13 protein-coding genes are annotated in these 19,617 nt (G+C 38.9%); 8 read left to right on the forward strand and 5 right to left on the reverse strand.

What is annotated here, in order from left to right:
• Positions 1-192: 192 nt before the first annotated feature.
• Positions 193-2,529: an aerobic respiration two-component sensor histidine kinase ArcB gene (gene arcB, locus DK858_RS02390; protein ID WP_109396068.1), complete on the reverse strand. Its 2,337-nt coding sequence runs from the start codon at positions 2,527-2,529 to the stop codon at positions 193-195.
• A gap of 673 nt (positions 2,530-3,202) precedes the next feature.
• Here arcB and gltB point away from each other — a divergent pair.
• The 8 genes from gltB to DK858_RS02430 all read left to right on the forward strand — a co-directional run bounded on the left by gltB (position 3,203) and on the right by DK858_RS02430 (position 16,319).
• Positions 3,203-7,663 (forward strand): glutamate synthase large subunit, encoded by a 4,461-nt coding sequence (gene gltB, locus DK858_RS02395; RefSeq protein WP_109396069.1) that lies wholly within the window; start codon positions 3,203-3,205, stop codon positions 7,661-7,663.
• Positions 7,664-7,672: 9 nt separating this feature from the next.
• Complete coding sequence (locus DK858_RS02400) at positions 7,673-9,070, forward strand: FAD-dependent oxidoreductase (protein WP_109396070.1); 1,398 nt, start codon at positions 7,673-7,675, stop codon at positions 9,068-9,070.
• Positions 9,071-9,570: 500 nt separating this feature from the next.
• Positions 9,571-10,845, forward strand: coding sequence for a C4-dicarboxylate transporter DcuC (gene dcuC, locus DK858_RS02405; RefSeq protein ID WP_072063759.1), 1,275 nt, complete (start codon positions 9,571-9,573; stop codon positions 10,843-10,845).
• 14 nt (positions 10,846-10,859) lie between these two features.
• Positions 10,860-12,128, forward strand: coding sequence for an amidohydrolase (locus tag DK858_RS02410; RefSeq protein ID WP_098941197.1), 1,269 nt, complete (start codon positions 10,860-10,862; stop codon positions 12,126-12,128).
• Positions 12,129-12,497: 369 nt separating this feature from the next.
• Positions 12,498-12,746, forward strand: coding sequence for a FeoA family protein (locus tag DK858_RS02415; RefSeq protein ID WP_109396071.1), 249 nt, complete (start codon positions 12,498-12,500; stop codon positions 12,744-12,746).
• Complete coding sequence (gene feoB / locus DK858_RS02420) at positions 12,739-15,183, forward strand: ferrous iron transport protein B (protein ID WP_109396072.1); 2,445 nt, start codon at positions 12,739-12,741, stop codon at positions 15,181-15,183. Before DK858_RS02415 ends, feoB begins: the two co-directional genes overlap by 8 nt.
• Positions 15,184-15,206: 23 nt before the next feature.
• Positions 15,207-15,509, forward strand: coding sequence for a hypothetical protein (locus DK858_RS02425; RefSeq protein WP_109396073.1), 303 nt, complete (start codon positions 15,207-15,209; stop codon positions 15,507-15,509).
• Positions 15,510-15,521: 12 nt separating this feature from the next.
• Positions 15,522-16,319, forward strand: a complete 798-nt coding sequence (locus DK858_RS02430; RefSeq protein WP_109396074.1) for a DUF4198 domain-containing protein — start codon at positions 15,522-15,524, stop codon at positions 16,317-16,319.
• A gap of 337 nt (positions 16,320-16,656) precedes the next feature.
• On the opposite strand, the gene sspB is transcribed toward DK858_RS02430, so the two are convergent.
• From sspB to rplM, 4 genes are all read right to left on the reverse strand, one after another.
• Positions 16,657-17,166, reverse strand: coding sequence for a ClpXP protease specificity-enhancing factor (sspB, locus tag DK858_RS02435; RefSeq protein WP_109396075.1), 510 nt, complete (start codon positions 17,164-17,166; stop codon positions 16,657-16,659).
• 6 nt (positions 17,167-17,172) lie between these two features.
• Positions 17,173-17,814: a stringent starvation protein SspA gene (sspA, locus tag DK858_RS02440; protein ID WP_023582862.1), complete on the reverse strand. Its 642-nt coding sequence runs from the start codon at positions 17,812-17,814 to the stop codon at positions 17,173-17,175.
• Between the two features lie 655 nt (positions 17,815-18,469).
• Positions 18,470-18,862 (reverse strand): 30S ribosomal protein S9, encoded by a 393-nt coding sequence (rpsI, locus tag DK858_RS02445; RefSeq protein WP_004245284.1) that lies wholly within the window; start codon positions 18,860-18,862, stop codon positions 18,470-18,472.
• A 15-nt stretch (positions 18,863-18,877) separates the two neighbouring features.
• Positions 18,878-19,306, reverse strand: a complete 429-nt coding sequence (rplM, locus tag DK858_RS02450) for a 50S ribosomal protein L13 (RefSeq protein WP_006535327.1) — start codon at positions 19,304-19,306, stop codon at positions 18,878-18,880.
• Between the last annotated feature and the right edge of the window lie 311 nt (positions 19,307-19,617).

The following is a 19,617-nucleotide window of genomic DNA, read 5'->3' on the forward strand; positions in this document are numbered from 1 at the left end:
GTAAACACCAATCGGCATCACATATTTAAATGTTTCTTGTAACAAAAAAACTTATCTTTGCTATTTTGTTGCATGTATGATGTATGGAATAGTTTCATCCTATTCGCCTATGTAATGAGAATCAAAAAAAGCGGATAGAAAAGTTTCCCTGGTGTTGGCGCAGTATTCGCGCACCCCAACCTTCGGTTGGGGTTATTTTTTTCTAGCGCCTGATAACCAGTTTCTCAAACTTTCCACATCCTTTCTCCAATCTCTTTCTAACTCATCTACCCATTCTTGAACATTGTCCCACCAAGCAGGTAATTCCGATGATTGGATCTGTTTAGCCAGTTGCTGTAAATGTTTTAAACCAATAGAACCAGCAGCACCTTTAATTTTATGTCCTTCTTCTGAAATCCCCTTCTCATCACGAGCCGTTAGGTTAGATTCAAGGACTGACATATAACTTGGCATCATCTTTTCAAAAACATCTAGACCATCAGTGATTAATTTAGGTCCAACAAGTTCGATGTATTGATTCAGCATGTCTATATCTAATAATTCTTCATTTTTATTCAACAATTCCGATGACTCATTACATGATACAGAAACCGCACCATCCCCCCAGAATTTGTTGATAATCGCGGTAAGAGCATCCACAGAAAGTGGTTTACTTAGCACATCATTCATTCCCGCGTCCAAATACTCTTTTTTGTCTTTCAAAACATTTGCTGTTAAAGCGATAAGAGGTGGAAGTTCATTACTGTCGAATTCTTGACGTAATTTTCTTGAAATATCGAACCCTGTCATATCCGGTAATTGAATGTCTAATAGCACTAAGTCATATTCATCAGGCTTAAACATCGATAACGCTTCTTGTCCTGTCATGGCGACATCAACGGTATTACCCAGTTTTTCTAAAACAGAACGGGCAACAATCACGTTAAGTTCAATGTCTTCAACAAGCAGAATATTTAAAGCAGGTAATAAGAGCTCATCATCACTGTCGATATCGTGATGCTCTTCAATAGCAGGAGCAACGATAGAGAGGGTAAAGGTAGAACCCTCACCTAACTCACTCTCAACACGAATATCACCGCCCATATGCTGTGCTAGACGTTTTGAGACAGCAAGTCCGATACCCGTTCCCGTTGCAGAACGACCACCTTGACTATCATTGACTTGATAGTACATGGCAAAGATCTTCTCAAGCTCACTTTTAGGAATACCAATTCCACTATCTTTCACTTCAAAGAACAACTTATCTGGCGCCTCTTGCCAAATACGCACTTTGATTTCACCCTCTTGAGTAAACTTCACAGCATTACCAATAAGATTCCATAAGATCTGACGTAATCGAGTCCCATCAGAGGTTATCTTATGCGGTAGCGTTTCTTCTGCTTCGAGTGTGAATTTCAATCCTTTTGGCTGTACTAACAATCCAGACAGGTTTTCTAAATCAGAAATAAATTCAGTGAAGTCAATTGGCTGGTTATCTAACTGAATTTTTCTTCGCTCAATTTTATCCATCTCAATCACGTCATTAAAAATATTCCCTAACGTAATCGCACTCACATGGATAGTTTTTAAGTAATTGAGTTGTTCTGGTGAAAGCTCGGTATCCAATAAGATACGGCTTAATCCAACAATACCATTTAGCGGTGTACGCAATTCATGGCTGATTGTTGAGATAAAGGTGGTTTTATCACGACTTGCATTCTCTAACGCGTCTTGATAGCGCTTACGCTCTGTAATGTCACGTCCAAAGCCCATTAAGCCATGACGTTTACCAATACGATCATAAAACGGTACTTTGCGCAGTTCAAAACAAGCCTTACGCCCATCAGGATAAACTAACCATTGCTCATAAGTGAGTGACACATTATGACGGAAGACTTTTTCATCCGTTTCCATCACTTTAATTGCAATATCTTCGTCATACACATCAAGCGGTGTTAAACCAATAAGTTGCTTCTCACTTTTACCTGTCAGTAATTCCGTCGCACGGTTACATCCTGAAAATTCATTATCTTCATTACGGTAATAAACTAAATCAGGAGAAGCATCTAGAAATGAGCGTAAAAGTGAGGATTGCTGTTCAAGCTCGATTTGCGTCAATTCACGACGCTTCATTTCACTTTTTAGTTTTTCTAGTAGTTCAAGGTGCGCTTTTTCAACTTTTTCACGCTCTTGAATTTCCAAGTTTAATTGCTCAATATTCTCTTTTAATTGAGAGTTAAGCTCTAAGTCGCGCTGACGCATTACGCCTAGTTTATCCACCATACGAGATAAACGGCGTCGTGATTCTTCAAGCTGTTCAACTACAACAGAGAGGAAATAGACAGCCCAAGGCGTAATAATCAGTCCAAAGAAAATAGAGCGAACAAGGTCAATACTGGTAACATCACCTGCAAGCAAGAATGTCACCGCCATTTGAACAACCATCGCTAAAACAACTAATGCAGAAGCTAACAACAATGAGAAGCGAATTAGCCCCAGCCTCATCATTAAGTCAACGTAGTATTGGGCAAGCCCTTTGAGCAATTTCATTGAAAACTCCAATATATTGAATCTATGGAATGATAACCCAAAAATGAATTGGCGCAGTGGCGAACATTCAGAAATCTTGCTACGAGCAGTTATTTCTCATTACTTTGTTTGATTTAACCCTCTATTTTCTCTTAACGAGCCTATCTGGGACAGCTGCATTAATAAAGATAATACAAAACCAATCAACATAATTGATAGCTATATCATCGATAAATAGACCTTATTATAAAAAACGCAATTTGTCTTTTTTTATACAAAATGTATAAAAACAATAAAATTCCAAATTTTATATATTCGTCAGAATAACTCACTACTCGTTTTTATCATTAAAGGATGAGATAAAGCTAAATAGCTCAAATAGAGTGATATAGCTCACATTAAAAAATCGTTTCCACACCATTTTAAAACAGAATAATTCACAGATTAATCAACATGTTAGAATGTAATTTTCCTTACCTATTTTATCTTAGTCAAATCTCCCTACACATTGACCTGATTTTTATTTATCGATAAGTTTAAAAGGCATAGCAGAGCAATATAAAAAACACACCGAGCTAGGCAAACACAACATCACCCGACTGAACACCCATAAATTTACCTACATACTTTGAGCCAAAACGTTCCTTTTGCGCTCTTTTTTTGAGGTGCCCAGTAAACTAAGTAGGAAGCAAAAATGCTCTATCAAAAGACACAGGAAAAAGACAATTGTGGATTTGGGTTGATCGCGCATATTGAAGGGCAAGCCAGCCATAAGATTGTCAGAAATGCCATACATGGTCTCGCCAGAATGCAACATCGTGGTGCTATTCTTTCTGATGGCAAAACCGGTGATGGTTGCGGATTACTCTTACAAAAACCAGAGCGTTTTTTCCAATTAGTTGCGCAAGAAAAAGGCTGGCGTTTAGCAAAAAATTACGCCGTAGGTATGCTATTTTTAAGCCAAGATCCTAATATTGCCAAACAGTGCCGTCTCATCGTCGAAGAAGAGCTACAACGTGAAACCCTTTCTATTGTTGGCTGGCGTAAAGTTCCTATTAACACTGAAATTTTAGGCAGTATTGCGCTTTCCTCTCTTCCTTTAATCGAACAAGTTTTTGTTAATGCACCAGCAGGCTGGCGGATAAGTGATATTGAGAGACGACTCTTTGTTGCTCGTAGACGCATTGAAAAACGCATTACTGACAGTGATTTTTATATTTGCAGCCTTTCTAATTTAGTGACGGTTTATAAAGGCCTTTGCATGGCCATCGATCTACCTCGTTTTTTTACCGATCTGGCTGATCTACGAATGGAATCTTCAATTTGTTTATTCCACCAGCGTTTTTCAACGAATACCACTCCCAGATGGCCACTTGCACAACCTTTTCGTTATTTAGCCCATAACGGTGAAATTAATACCATCACAGGCAATCGCCAATGGGCTAGAGCTCGTGCCTATAAATTCCATACACCACTGATCCCTGATCTACAAAGTGCAGCCCCTTTTGTAAATGAGAGTGGCTCAGATTCAAGTTCACTCGACAATATGTTAGAGCTTTTTCTCAATGGTGGTATGGATATTGTTCGAGCAATGCGATTGTTAGTGCCACCGGCATGGCAAAATAATCCACAAATGGATGATGATTTACGGGCATTTTTTGATTTTAACTCAATGCATATGGAGCCTTGGGATGGCCCTGCGGGCATTGTATTATCAGATGGTCGTTATGCTGCGTGTACGCTAGATAGAAACGGTTTACGTCCAGCTCGTTACGTTATCACCACAGATAATATCATCACTTGTGCATCTGAAATTGGTATTTGGGATTATCAACCAGATGAAGTGCGAGAAAAAGGACGAGTCGGCCCTGGTGAACTGATGGTCATTGATACTCATCAAGGACGCATTTTGCACTCCGCCGAAACTGATGAGGATTTAAAAAGACGTCATCCTTATAAACTGTGGCTAGAGCGCAATGTCAAACGCTTAACGCCGTTTGAAGAGTTACCAGAACAACAAGCCACAGGACAACGCGCCTTTGATGACACCTTATTAGCCACTTATCAAAAACAATTTGCCTATAGCCAAGAAGAGCTTGAAAGCATTTTGCATGTACTTGCAGAAAATGGGCAAGAAGCCACTGGCTCAATGGGCGATGACACTCCATTTGCTGTACTTTCTCAACGTCCTCGCCTTATTTACGACTATTTCAGACAGAAATTTGCGCAAGTCACAAATCCTCCAATAGATTCATTAAGAGAAGCACATGTCATGTCTTTAGCGACCTGCATTGGACGCGAGATGAATGTGTTTTGCGAAGCGGAAGGTCAAGCACATCGGCTGAGTTTTAAATCACCTATTTTGCTTTATAGCGATTTCCAACAGCTTATTAATCAAGAAAATCCTTATTACCAATCCGTTCATCTTGATATCACTTATCAACCAACAGAATACAACCTAGAAACAGCATTACGCCAATTATGCGCAAAAGCACAACAGGAAGTTCATCGTGGGGCAGTATTATTAGTTTTATCAGATAGAAATATCACTAAAGAACGATTACCGATCCCTGCTCCTATGGCAGTTGGCGCTGTACAAAAAGCATTGGTCGATAATAATTTACGTTGTGATGCTAATATTATTGTTGAAACAGCCAGTGCCCGCGATCCCCACCATTTTGCCGTATTACTCGGATTTGGTGCGACGGCTATTTATCCTTATCTTGCTTATGAATCTTTAGCTCAACGTGTCGATAAAAAAATCCTGCAAGCAAGCTATGCTCAAGTGATGCTGAATTACCGCAACGGCATAAATAAAGGATTGTATAAGATCATGTCCAAAATGGGCATTTCAACAGTTGCCTCTTACCGTTGCTCTCAATTGTTTGAAGCCGTAGGATTAAACGATGACGTTGTCGAACTCTGTTTTGCCGGTGTTGATAATCGTATTAATGGTGCTGACTTTAATGATTTTGAACACGACTTATTTAATCTGTCGAAACGCGCTTGGTTAACTCGTCATCCTTTAGAAGCTGGTGGTTTATTAAAATACACCCATAAAGGTGAATACCATGCCTATAACCCAGATGTGGTTCAAGCACTACAAAAAGCCGTAAATAGCGGGGAATATACGGATTATCAGCATTATGCAAGCCTTGTGCAACAGCGCCCAATTACAACCTTACGCGATATGCTAGTCCTCAATAGCAAGACAACGCCTATCTCAATTGAAGAAGTCGAACCTGAAACTGAACTATTTAAACGCTTTGATACCGCCGCAATGTCAATTGGCGCATTAAGCCGAGAAGCTCATGAAGCGCTAGCGCAAGCGATGAATACCTTAGGGGGATTTTCAAATTCAGGTGAAGGGGGCGAAGATCCAGCTCGTTACGGTACTAATAAAGTCTCACGTATTAAACAAATCGCCTCTGGTCGTTTTGGTGTAACACCTTCTTATCTAATGAGCGCAGATGTTTTACAAATCAAAGTAGCACAAGGGGCAAAACCTGGTGAAGGCGGACAACTTCCCGGAGATAAAGTGACACCTTATATTGCGCAACTGCGTTATGCCGTACCTGGTGTGACCTTAATATCGCCGCCACCTCATCATGACATCTACTCTATTGAAGATTTAGCACAGCTTATTTTCGACTTAAAACAGATCAATCCAACGGCACTGATTTCTGTAAAACTCGTATCAGAGCCCGGTGTGGGTACCATTGCTACTGGTGTTGCCAAAGCTTACGCGGATTTGATCACCATTGCTGGTTATGACGGTGGTACTGGTGCAAGTCCTTTAACCTCCGTAAAATATGCAGGTAGCCCGTGGGAACTGGGCTTAGTTGAAACTCAACAAGCATTAGTGGCAAACGACCTACGCCATAAAATTCGTTTACAAGTCGATGGTGGATTAAAGACAGGTCTAGATATTATTAAGGCGGCGATTTTAGGCGCAGAAAGTTTTGGATTTGGTACTGGGCCCATGGTGGCATTAGGCTGTAAATATCTACGCATTTGCCATTTAAATAATTGCGCAATGGGTGTTGCAACCCAAGATGAGACGCTCCGCCGTAACCATTATCACGGATTACCAGAACGCGTTATTAACTACTTCCGTTTTATTGCACAAGAAACCCGTGAGTTAATGGCATTACTTGGCGTGAGAAAAATCACGGATTTAATCGGTCGAACCGATCTACTTTCGTGCCTAGAAGGTGTTAGCAGTAAACAGCAAAAACTCTCTTTAGGTGGTTTATTAGAGACAGCAGCTTCACCATCAGGCAATGCGCTTTATTGTCAGGAAAATAATAATACTTATGATAAAGGCGAATTAAATCAGCGTATTGTTGCTCAGACTCGTGATGCAGTTGAACTACAAAAAAGCCAAACATACTATTTTGATATACGTAATACAGACCGCTCTGTGGGAGCAACATTATCAGGCATTATCGCCCAAAAACAGGGTGAAAATGGCTTATCTGCCACACCTATTAAACTTTATTTTACGGGAACTGCAGGTCAAAGCTTTGGTGTATGGAATGCACAAGGTGTTGAATTAACCTTAGTGGGCGATGCTAATGATTATGTTGGTAAAGGCATGGCTGGCGGCCGCATTGTTATTTTCCCTCCAGTTGGCTCTGCTTTTAAAAGTCATCACGCAACCATTATGGGCAATACCTGCCTTTATGGTGCAACCGGCGGAAAACTCTATGCCTCAGGCTTGGCTGGAGAGCGTTTCGCCGTCAGAAACTCCGGCGCGATTGCTGTTGTTGAAGGCGTTGGTGATAACGGCTGTGAATATATGACTGGCGGTATTGTCTGTGTTCTGGGTAAAACAGGTATTAACTTTGGTGCGGGAATGACGGGTGGATTTGCCTATCTGTTAGATGAAGATCTCACGTTATCGCAACGGATCAACACTTCGTCAATCGAGTTGCTACCTGTTGCATCCTTTGCCATTCTCGCTGAACATCTACGTGGCATGATTGCAGAACATGTCAGGCTAACAGGCTCTCAGCAAGGAGAAAGATTCCTTTCACAGTGGGAATATTGGTCACAACACTTTAAGTTGGTTAAGCCCAAATCAAGTGATGTCAATGCGTTGCTTGGTCATCCTCGTCGTTCATCTGCTGAATTACGCGTTCAGGCACAATAGGAGAACATTATGAGTCAGAATGTGTATCAGTTTATCGACTTAAATCGTGTTGAGCCGACTAAAAAACCGTTGGCAATTCGTAAAATTGAGTTTGTTGAAATCTATGAGGCTTTTTCACCACAGCAAGCCTCCGCACAAGCTGATCGCTGTTTAGGATGCGGTAACCCTTATTGTGAATGGAAATGTCCCGTTCATAATTACATTCCTAACTGGTTAAAATTGGCAAACGAAGGACGTATTATTGAAGCGGCTGAGCTTTCTCATCAAACAAACAGCTTACCTGAAATTTGTGGCCGCGTTTGCCCTCAAGATAGACTTTGTGAAGGCGCCTGCACGCTTAATGATGATTTTGGAGCCGTCACAATTGGTAATATTGAACGTTACATCAATGATACCGCCTTAGCACAAGGATGGCGCCCTGATCTTTCTCACGTCACGATGACAAATAAAAAGGTCGCGATTATCGGTGCTGGTCCTGCGGGACTTGCTTGCGCAGATGTTCTTATCCGACAAGGTGTAAAACCGGTTGTTTATGATAAACATCCAGAAATTGGTGGATTACTTACGTTTGGGATCCCCTCTTTTAAACTCGAGAAATCACTGATGATCCGACGTCGTGAATTATTTAGTGAAATGGGGATTGAGTTCTGCCTTAATACAGAAATAGGCAAAGATATCGCCCTTAATACCCTAATAGCACAATATGACGCGGTATTTCTAGGATTGGGCACTTATCACAGTTTGAGCGGGCATTTTCCTAATGAAAATGCTCATGGTGTTTATAGCGCCCTACCTTATTTAATTGGTAATACACGTTATTTAATGGGTTATGATGAAGATCCTCAAACACCTTATATCGACCTTAAAGATAAAAATGTAATGATATTAGGCGGTGGCGATACGGCAATGGACTGTGTGCGTACAGCAATTCGGCAAGGTGCAAATAAAGTGACTTGTGTTTATCGTCGTGATGAAAGCAATATGCCTGGTTCCAAACGCGAAGTAAAAAATGCTAAAGAAGAAGGTGGGGAATTTTTATTTAATCTTCAACCTATAGATATTGAAGTCGATAATCAAAATAGAGTGGTCGGTATTCGCGTTATTAAAACTCAAAGCGATAAAGCATTAACACCGATTGAAGGAAGTGAGCACCTGTTATCTGCTGATGCGGTTATTCTGGCATTTGGCTTTAAACCTGCACATTATCCATGGTTAGATGAAAATAATATTGAATATGCATCTTCAGGCAGAATTATTATTTCAGATAATCAAGAAATACCCAATCAAACAACAAACCCTAAAGTGTTTGCTGGGGGGGATATTGTACGAGGCTCTGATCTTGTGGTAACGGCAATAGCAGAAGGAAGAGAGGCTGCCGAAGGGATATTGCGATATTTATCATGTTAAAAATGTTTTATTTTCGCTATTTAAAATAACAATTTCTCGTATTTATTATCCCATTTAATTTAAGTGGGATAATTTTTCAATACTATCGGTGAAACTAATAAATAGTATTTAAGGAAAATAAAAACATCAGACAAAAATCATTCTCATTAGCATTTAATTTAATGTATAGAATAATTTTTTGATAAATATCGATATTCTTTTTTGTATCAAAATAACACTCACGATCTATATTAAATATAATTTATTTTCGTATTTTTTACTTTGTCTCCTTTTGTTTAACCTTTCCGTCATCTTTTAATGGTAATTGTTTTACAGCATTTGTTAATAACATCACAGTCTAAAAAAATAGATTTTATTTCAGCTATTAAATTTGATAACAATCAAATATTGTCAACCAACCAACTTCATAATGGAGTCACCTAATAACTTTACAGAAAAATATAATTTATTGATGTTAGGTTCGTTTTCATAAAATTGTCATAATTAACTAGGGGATCACTATGGTGATGCAACTTATCGCAGTAGCCGTTATTATCGTAACTGTCTATTTGCTAATAAAAAAATATGAAACCCGAATGGTGCTAATTGGTGCCGGCTTATTACTCTGTATTTTAAGTCTGAGCCCATTAGATGCGTTTACCGCATTTAGCGAGCGCATGGTGTCTTCATCATTAATTCAAGCAATCTGTTCGAGTATGGGTTTTGCTTATGTTATGAAATATACCAAATGCGATATGCATCTGGTCCATGTTTTATCAAAAGTAATGACTCGTCTGGGCTTCTTCCTTATCCCAGCTACCGTTGTCGTAACGTATTTCATTAATATCGCAATCCCATCAGCAGCTGGTTGCGCAGCAGCGGTAGGTGCGACACTTATTCCATTATTAATCGCAGCACGTATTCACCCGGCTATCGCTGGTGGCGCAGTATTATGTGGTACTATCGGCTCAATGCTAAGCCCTGGTATGTCGCATAACGCCTTCGTTGCTAACATGGCAAATATGGAAGTGGTTGATTTAATCGCTCGTCATAGTCCATACAGCTTAATGGCAGGTGGTATCGCAGCGGTTTCACTCGCTGTTGTTGCTTTAGTGAAAAAAGAGTTCAAAATGGCTTCTGTTGCTGGTGATGCATCATCTTCATCAGCACAAGCAACGCCAGAAGCTGTTCGCCCTAACTACTTATATGCAACAGCACCTTTTATTCCATTAATCCTGTTAATTCTGCCATTCTTCGAGTCTTTCAGTACATTTAAACTGTCTGTACCAGCAGCAATGTTAATTGGTTCTATCTATGCTCTGTTCATCACATTAACTAACCCAGCACAAATTACGAAAGAGTTCTTTAAAGGTATGGGTAATGCTTATGGTGATGTATTGGGTATCATCATTGCAGCTGCTGTATTCGCAGCAGGTCTGAAAGCATCTGGTTTAATCGACGCGTTCATCAACTTCTTAACTCATTCTCCTGAATTTGCTCGCTGGGGTGGTACTTTAGGGCCATTCTTAATGGGTATTATTACTGGTTCTGGTGACGCGGCAGCATTCGCATTCAACGAAACAGTCACACCACATGCTGCACAATTCGGTTATGAAATTCCTGATATGGGTATGGCTGCTGCACTATCTGGCGCATTAGGCCGTACTATGTCACCACTAGCCGGCGCTGCTATTGTTTGTGCTGGCCTTGCAAATATTAACCCAATGGAAATCGCAAAACGTACTGCACCAGGTATGATTATTGGCGTCATCGCTGTTGCGTTATTCATGTTATAAGTGGAGAAATGAATATGTCAGCTCTTACTCTCGAAAAATTGATTAAATGGCGTCGCGAATTTCACCAATATCCAGAAATTGGTTGGTCTGAATTTCTTACAACAGCAAAGATCGTTAAAGAATTACGTAGCTTAGGTTTAGAAGTTAAAGTTGGCCCTGAAGTTATCAACCAAGAGTTCGCTTTTGGTCGTCGTCGCCAAGTCGTTGAGAAAGGGCTGGCTATTGCAAGAAAACACAACGTTGATGAAGCACTGCTTGATGAGATGAAAGAACTTACAGGCTGTGTGGCTATCTTTGACAGTGGTAAAGCGGGTCCAACAGTAGCACTGCGTTTTGATATCGACTGTGTGGGTGTTAATGAGGCCACTGAAACTAAACACCGTCCTCATGCCGAAAACTTTGCCTCTTGTCACGCGGGTGAAATGCACGCTTGTGGTCACGATGGACATATCTCTATCGGTTTAGGTGTTGCTCACTGGTTAGTTGAGAATAAAGATAAAGTTGTTGGTAAAGTTAAAATTTTATTCCAACCAGCAGAAGAAGGTGTTCGTGGCGCGCGTGCGATGGCTGAAAGTGGTATCGCAGACGACGCAGATTACTTCTTAGGTGCACACTTAGGCTTTATCGCAAACAGTGGTGAAATTGTTATTAACCCAACACATTTCTTATGTACCACTAAATATGACTTCCGTTTTAAAGGTGCTCCATCTCACGCAGGTGCAGAGCCAGAATTAGGCCGTAATGCATTAGCAGGTGCTTGCCATGCAGCAACACAAATGCTAGGTATTTCTCGCCACGGTAAAGGAATGTCACGTATCAACATCGGTGTATTAAAAGCTGGTGAAGGCCGTAACGTCACCCCTGCTAATGCTGAAATGCAAATCGAAGTTCGTGGTGAAAACGAAGAGATCAACAGCTTTATGGCAGCAAATGCTGTACGTATGGCTGAAGGTGCAGCACATAGCTTCCAGTTAGAAATGGAAAGTGAAATCATGGGTGAAGCCGTTGACTTGACGAATGACCAAGAATTGATTGATGTGATGACCAAAGTTGTGGGTAAACACTCAGAACTAACAGCCGTTGCGACGCGTCCATTTGGTGGCAGTGAAGATGCAACAGTATTAGCAAAACGCGTACAGCGTTGTGGTGGTAAATCACTGTACTTCGTTGTTGGTGCTGATAGAACCGCAGGTCACCACCAAGCAGGCTTTGATTTCGATGAAAAACAATTAATGACAGCTGTTAACCTTTATACAGGTTGTTTAGAAGAACTGCTGAAATAATCTTAATTTAATCACATTAAAGCTCTGTAATTTATTTTACAGAGCTTTTTTATATATTAACAACATAAAAAATAGAATTATATTTAAATGTAAACAAATACATCTATAAAATAAATAATATTCAAAATTAAATAAATAAACTTTAATTAAATCTATATTGCCTATCTTAAGATAAATAATTAATCCCGCAAAAAATAATACCGTAAATATATTTTTAAATTTAAAATAACCTCAACGCTATATTTATTTACACAGCAATAACAACCCTCCTCTTTTTTTTACTCTAATTATATTTTTTACTTATTTAATTGCCCATAAATATTAATTATGATAATAATAATTATTATTATTTTTATTTGTAAAAAAATCATGTCAAATATTAAATTAATGTCACTTGATAAAGTGAAGCCTAGTCGTATTGCCACAATTAAAGCGGTTAAAAGCGCAGATTTATTATTGAAGCAAAAATTATTTAATATGGGTTTTATTCCCGGAGTGAGTATTGAAATGATCCGCTCAGCCCCTTTATTAGATCCTATTGAAATCAAAGTATTAGACTATCTAGTTGTATTAAGGCGAGAAGAAGCAAGTATGATAGAGGTAGAAATCAATGATTAAAGTGGCACTGGCAGGACAGCCCAATTGTGGAAAATCAACACTCTTCACAATGCTAAGTGGCATTAATCAACATGTTGCAAATTATCCTGGTGTAACAATCGATAAAAAGATAGGTCACATTAAATACGATGAGAATAAAATAGAACTCACTGATTTACCTGGAACCTATTCATTTAGTTCATTTTCTCTTGAAGAAAAAGTCACTAAGCGTTATTTAATTGAAGAAAATCCTGACATTATTATTAATGTGATTGATGCTTCTTGTTTAAAAAGAAGCCTATATCTTACCTTTCAATTACTCGAAATTGGCAAGCCTGTCATTATTGCATTAAATATGATGGATATTGCAAAAAGACGAGGTTTAGAAATAGATATTGATACACTTAGCAATGAGCTAGGTGTGCCAGTCATAGCGACTAATGGTGTTAGAGGAATAGGCAAACAAGCACTTTTATCCGCACTATCTCAGATAGATAAAAGAGAAACCAAAATATCACCTTTTCGAATTACTTATGCTGAATTAGATCCGCTTATTGAACGTATTTCAAAAAATATAAATAACAGCATCCACTTATCTTCTCGATGGTTAGCGATTAAATATTTAGAAAAAGAAGAAGCAGTAATTAATAGTATTGATATTAATAATCAAGAGATTGATACTGAAATCGACGCCTTAAAAGGGAAGATAGATGTTGATTCCATTCTCGCATCAGAACGTTATAAATTAGCTAATCATCTTTACTCCTTATCCACAAAAGAAAAAAATAAAAAAGAGAAAACCTTCACCGATTTTATAGATAAAATCGTCCTTAATCGCTGGTGTTCTTTTATCATCTTATTGCTTGTTATTTATGGCACTTATGAACTCGCCATTGTAAAAGGTTATGAATTAACTAACTATACTTGGCCTTATCTCGCCAAATTAAAAAACTTATTAATCTCCCTATTACCTGAACCTCAATTCGTTGATATTCCACTTTTAACTGAATTAGGCATCTGGTTAATTAACAGTGCATTGGCTTTACTAAATTATATTCCTATTTTTATCATCTTATTTGCCATCATCGCCATCATGGAAGATGTGGGATATATGCCTCGTATCGCCTTTATTTTAGACCGAATTTTTAGACGATATGGATTACATGGGCAATCTACATTACCTCTCGTACTCGGTGGTGCTTTCGTAGGGGGCTGTGCTGTTCCCGGTATTATGGCAACAAAAGGGATTGCCGATGAGCGAGCAAGAATTGCAACCGCTCTCACTGTTCCCTATATGAATTGCTTAGCAAAGGTCCCTTTTTACACATTACTTTTGGGTTCATTCTTCGTGCAAGAGATGACATTAATGATGTTTTTCATCTCAACAGTCACTCTCTTTATTGCACTCAGTGTCGCTAAAATATTGACATCAACATTCTTAAAAACCAAAGAGTGTGCCCCCTTTATCATGGCACTTCCCTCTTACCATATCCCGAGTATTAAGAATGTCTCTTTGCGTGTAGCTCAACGAGTTTGGCTTTATATTTATAAAGTTGGCACGATTGTTATGGCTGTTGCTATCGTGCTTTTCGTCTTATTACAATTTCCGGGGATCTCATCAGAGAAACAGATTGAAATTGATAACAAAGCCCAGATTGCCCTTGATAGTTTTTATCAAAAAGTGGGCTCTACCCCCTATCAAAAAACATTTGATTCTGAAGAATCCGTTATTGAGCTATTAAATTTATATAACAAATATCGTGCAGATAAGATGGCGTCATCCTCCAGTGAAGCAAAACAGTTAGATGCTGATTATGCCCTCCAATATCCATTTTTATTTAACTTTATCAAACCAAAAACAAATGATGATCGCGCAATCAATCGCGCCATAAGGAAGTTATCCCAACAATCTCAATTAATACAAAATGAGATCAAAAGTGAACGTATTGAAAATTCATTTTTAGGGATGTTTGGCCGCTTTATTGAACCTGCAACACAATTTGCAGGCTTTGACTGGCGAATAAATGTTGCCTTTCTCAGTTCATTTGCTGCTAGAGAAAGTGCCGTTGCAACAATAGGGGCAATTTATACATCAGGACAAGGTGAACGTATTGAACAATCTTTAGAGAAAGATAGTGTTTATACCCCATTACATGCTTCTGCCATGCTTATTTTTATGATTTTCACCCCACCGTGTATCGCATCAATGGTTGTCGTGAAACTGAATGTTCATTCATACGGATTAATGCTTTTAGCGATTTTTATGCCATTCATCATTGGAATGACAATTGCCTCTATTTTCTACACATTAAGTCTTAATCTACATTGGGATGGTGTTGAAATGATGGGATATTTTTATGCTTTTGTCGTCACCACTACGATCATTCTTGGTTCAATAAAACGTAAAAAGAAACCGCATATTGAAAAAAATTTAAAAATTTATGTAAGACAACAGTAGATTATTTATCACAAGGATATTTTATGAAAAAGTACATTATTTCACTCGCGCTCATCTTAGTTTCACCTGCGGCATTCTCACATACCGCCTTATTATCGTGCTTTGATGAAGGAGATGGCACGGTTACGTGCGAAGGTGGATTTAGTGATGGAAGTAGCGCAAGTGGTGTTGATTTTCATCTTAAACAAGACGGTAAAATTATTTTATCAAAGAAATTTAATGAGCTTAATGAAGTGAGTTTTGAAAAACCTAAAGGGGATTATTCTGCAGTACTTAATGCCGGTGAAGGACATGAAGTCACCATTAAGAGTTCTGACATTAACTAAGGGAAAATACCGATGAAAAAATTAATCACAGTCGCAACAACAGCATTAGTCCTCTATTCAAGTGCGTCTTTTGCTCACTTTCAAATGATCTATACACCGGAATCAGCCTTATCTAAAGGTGCAAATATCCCATTAGTTACACTGTTCACGCATCCCTTCTCTGATGAACACACCATGGATATGGGCACACCTGAAAGTTTTTATGTTGTTCATAAAGACAAAACAAAAGACTTAAAGGATTCACTACAGCCTATTCAATGGCAAGGTAATGCCAATAGTGCTCAAGCTTATAAAACCGATTATAAAGCACGTGGAATGGGCGATCATGTCTTCGTTTTGACCCCAGCCCCTTATTATGAAAAAAGTGAAGGCGCTTATATACAACAAATCACAAAAGTTATGGTGAATGTTGCGGGATTACCCACAGACTGGGATAAAACTTACGGCTTAAAAGCAGAGATCGTGCCATTAACGAAACCTTACTCAATTTGGACTAACTCAACCTTTTCGGGTGTGGTAATGAGTGAAGGAAAACCGGTTCCATTTGCTGATATCGAAGTTGAATATCTCAACTCAGATATGGATTTAACCAACAATAAAACCGAAAAAACGAAATTTAGCGCACCTCAAGATAGTTTTATTACGTTAGGTATTAAAGCGGATGAGAACGGTAAGTTTACATTTGGTATTCCTAAATCAGGTTGGTGGGGTTTTGCTGCAATGGGAGTGGGTCCAGATACAACATTCAATGGTAAAGAGCTGAGCCAAGATGGTGTTATTTGGGTTCAAGCTAAAGATATGGGTGAATAATAAATTATGATAGATAAATTGATACTTATCGTTTTATTTGTTTTAGCTATTGTTTTCTTATACATAAAATTGTTTAAAAAGAAAGGTTGCTCTTGCAACAAATCAAATTGCTCAAAAAAATAATTAATTATAGTTTTTAATCAATATGATTTTAGAGTAATAAATACAAATAATTAGGATTAAGTTTCATCTTTCTATATGGTTTATTAAAGGATCATTCTTTTCCACAAAGAATGGCTTAAAACTCATAACAAAAAGCCCAGTGATTGCACTCACCTTATAACGCGGGTAAGTCAATCACTGGGCTTTTAAATTTAATCGTATCTTATCGTGTCAGTTACTTTACCACACGCAATGATGGTCGACCTGTTGGACGAGGTGGCTCAGGATCATCATCAGGTGAGGTGTCATCATCAGAAACAGATTTCTCAGTCACCAATGATAAAACTTCACCAACAGGCGCTTCTGAGGACTCTTGATATTCCTCTTCAGCAAACGCTAATGATGCACCAGATTCATAAGCAGGCTCTGGCTCAAACATCATTCCCGCACCGTTTTCTCTCGCATAAATAGCCATAACAGCAGCTATAGGCACTCGTACTTTACGAGGTATGCCACCAAAGCTTGCACTAAATAAAACCTGATACGGCGTTAACTCTAAGTCATCTACTGCACGAGATGAAATATTTAGTACAATTTGACCATCGTGTGCATATTCCATTGGAACTTGAACACCAACAACATTCACATCAACAACAAGATGAGGTGTTAAATCGTTTTCAATGATCCAATCATAATGCGCACGTAATAAATGCGGACGACGCGGAGACATATCCATAATCTCCATATTCTATTACCCTCTTGAAGGTAAGCGCATCTCACGCTCTGCTTCAGTTAATGAGGCAAGGAATGAATCTCGCTCAAAAACACGTTGCATATAAATTTGTACATCTTTAGCGCCAGCACCACTTAAATCCACACCAAGCACCGGTAAACGCCATAACAGAGGAGCAAGGTAGCAATCTACTAAACTGAACTCTTCACTCATAAAGTAAGGATATTCTTTAAACACAGGAGATACAGCCAATAGCTCTTCAGCTAACTGTTTACGAGCAGCATTTGCTTGCTGTTCAGTTCCTTTCTCAATGGTGTTCATTAAAGAATACCAATCATGCTCAATACGATGCATCATTAAACGGCTGCTACCACGAGCAACAGGATAGACTGGCATTAAAGGAGGATGAGGGAAGCGTTCATCAAGATATTCCATGATGATACGTGAATCATACAGAGTTAGCTCACGATCCACCAAAGTCGGTACACTTTGGTAAGGGTTTAGATCGATAAGATCCTGTGGAAGATTACCAGCTTCAACCTGTTCAATTTCAACACTGACACCTTTCTCCGCTAGGACAATTCTGACCTGATGGCTGAAAATATCAGTCGGACCGGAAAACAAAGTCATTACCGAACGTTTGTTGGCAGCGACAGCCATGAAAACCTCCAAGTTAATCAATTAAAGAAATGAATTAGCACAATGCCTTTCCATTTCCCCATTCCTAAAAGACAAGCACACAAACGCAGTAGACCTAAATAAACATTTAAGTGACTAACTACATTGGGCAACTACCTGTATAACAGTGTTATCGTGGGATAATCATATTTTACAGGGTTAAAAACTCACCTGTCTTTGCGGCACATATCATTATCAAGTAATACCAAAATAATCATTCAACAATCATTATTGTCATAATAATTTTGGTATGACTTTCAAACTCATCTCAGATATTACAATCAATATATCCATCAGTAACATGATGAAGTTATAGAAAGAAAGACACCAAAGCCCGCTATTCTACCAGAATTCATGTTACTTAGGGGGGCTAATGCAAATAATTCAATACAATATGCCACACTACCCTAAAAGTAAGATTATAATATCAAAAAATAAAATTATTTAGAGATAAAATCTAAAAAATAGTTTTTTTAACACCATCGTTATCTTAGATAACGCTTGTTTTATGAAAAACAGCATCATGTATTAGCAACATTATGTTTTTATTATTAATAAGCACAAATAAGTCAAAAATAAAAAACCCGCCTGTGAAGACGGGTTTTCAACATCAAATTGATATCTAAAAGATAACAAATTAACGTTTAGAGAACTGTGGACGACGACGTGCTTTACGCAGACCCACTTTCTTACGTTCAACAGAACGCGCATCACGGGTTACGAAACCAGCTTTACGCAGATCAGAACGTAGAGTCTCATCATATTCCATCAGTGCACGAGTGATACCGTGACGGATCGCGCCAGCTTGACCAGAAATACCACCACCTTTAACAGTGATGTATAAATCTAATTTACCCAGCATATCAACTAATTCCAGCGGTTGACGAACAACCATACGTGCTGTTTCGCGGCCGAAGTAAACTTCTAGGCTACGTTTGTTGATTACGATATTACCGCTACCTGGCTTAATGAAGACACGTGCGGAAGAACTTTTGCGGCGACCTGTGCCGTAGTATTGATTATCAGCCATTGCCTATTATCCCGATTAAATGTCCAGAACTTGCGGTTGTTGTGCCGCGTGGTTGTGCTCAGATCCTGCGTAAACTTTCAGTTTACGGTACATCGCACGACCCAGAGGCCCTTTTGGCAACATGCCTTTTACCGCGATTTCGATTACACGCTCAGGACTACGGGCGATCATCTCTTCGAAAGTCGCTTGTTTGATACCACCTACGTGACCAGTATGACGGTAGTAAACTTTGTCAGTACGTTTATGACCAGTTACCGCCACTTTCTCAGCGTTTAAAACGATGATGTAATCACCAGTATCAACGTGCGGAGTGTATTCCGCTTTGTGCTTACCGCGTAAACGGCTAGCAATTTCAGTTGCTAAACGGCCTAAAGTTTTGCCGTCTGCATCAACAACGTACCAGTCGCGTTTTACGGTTTCTGGTTTAGCTGTAAAAGTTTTCATTATTGAAAATTACCCAATGTTTAGTTACACGTTGGTGAACGCTCGGTTCAAATACTATTGAGGTTCACACGACTCTTGTGTCCAGCAAACCTACCCCTTCGAGTAGCACTGCTGACTCTAAAATGCGAGTTTTTTGGGAAATAAAAAACTTGCTGCAACGTGGGGTCGCAAGATTATAGAGAAGTCAGAAAAAAAAATCGAGTCATAATTGAAAAACAATTGAATTCTTTTTCAATTTTCAGCGAAAAAAACGAATCTGGCACTTTTTTCTGATTTGACTGATAAATTCTTGCTACCTGAAGAGAAGAATT

This window comes from Proteus faecis, assembly GCF_003144395.1.
GTDB classification, from domain to species: domain Bacteria; phylum Pseudomonadota; class Gammaproteobacteria; order Enterobacterales; family Enterobacteriaceae; genus Proteus; species Proteus faecis.

Bases quoted from the DNA above. Each gene is read 5' to 3' on its own strand.
- arcB (WP_109396068.1), bottom strand. From the start codon at position 2,529: ATGAAATTGCTCAAAGGGCTTGCCCAATACTACGTTGACTTAATGATG.
- gltB (WP_109396069.1), top strand. From the start codon at position 3,203: ATGCTCTATCAAAAGACACAGGAAAAAGACAATTGTGGATTTGGGTTG.
- DK858_RS02400 (WP_109396070.1), top strand. From the start codon at position 7,673: ATGAGTCAGAATGTGTATCAGTTTATCGACTTAAATCGTGTTGAGCCG.
- dcuC (WP_072063759.1), top strand. From the start codon at position 9,571: ATGGTGATGCAACTTATCGCAGTAGCCGTTATTATCGTAACTGTCTAT.
- DK858_RS02410 (WP_098941197.1), top strand. From the start codon at position 10,860: ATGTCAGCTCTTACTCTCGAAAAATTGATTAAATGGCGTCGCGAATTT.
- DK858_RS02415 (WP_109396071.1), top strand. From the start codon at position 12,498: ATGTCAAATATTAAATTAATGTCACTTGATAAAGTGAAGCCTAGTCGT.
- feoB (WP_109396072.1), top strand. From the start codon at position 12,739: ATGATTAAAGTGGCACTGGCAGGACAGCCCAATTGTGGAAAATCAACA.
- DK858_RS02425 (WP_109396073.1), top strand. From the start codon at position 15,207: ATGAAAAAGTACATTATTTCACTCGCGCTCATCTTAGTTTCACCTGCG.
- DK858_RS02430 (WP_109396074.1), top strand. From the start codon at position 15,522: ATGAAAAAATTAATCACAGTCGCAACAACAGCATTAGTCCTCTATTCA.
- sspB (WP_109396075.1), bottom strand. From the start codon at position 17,166: ATGGAGATTATGGATATGTCTCCGCGTCGTCCGCATTTATTACGTGCG.
- sspA (WP_023582862.1), bottom strand. From the start codon at position 17,814: ATGGCTGTCGCTGCCAACAAACGTTCGGTAATGACTTTGTTTTCCGGT.
- rpsI (WP_004245284.1), bottom strand. From the start codon at position 18,862: ATGGCTGATAATCAATACTACGGCACAGGTCGCCGCAAAAGTTCTTCC.
- rplM (WP_006535327.1), bottom strand. From the start codon at position 19,306: ATGAAAACTTTTACAGCTAAACCAGAAACCGTAAAACGCGACTGGTAC.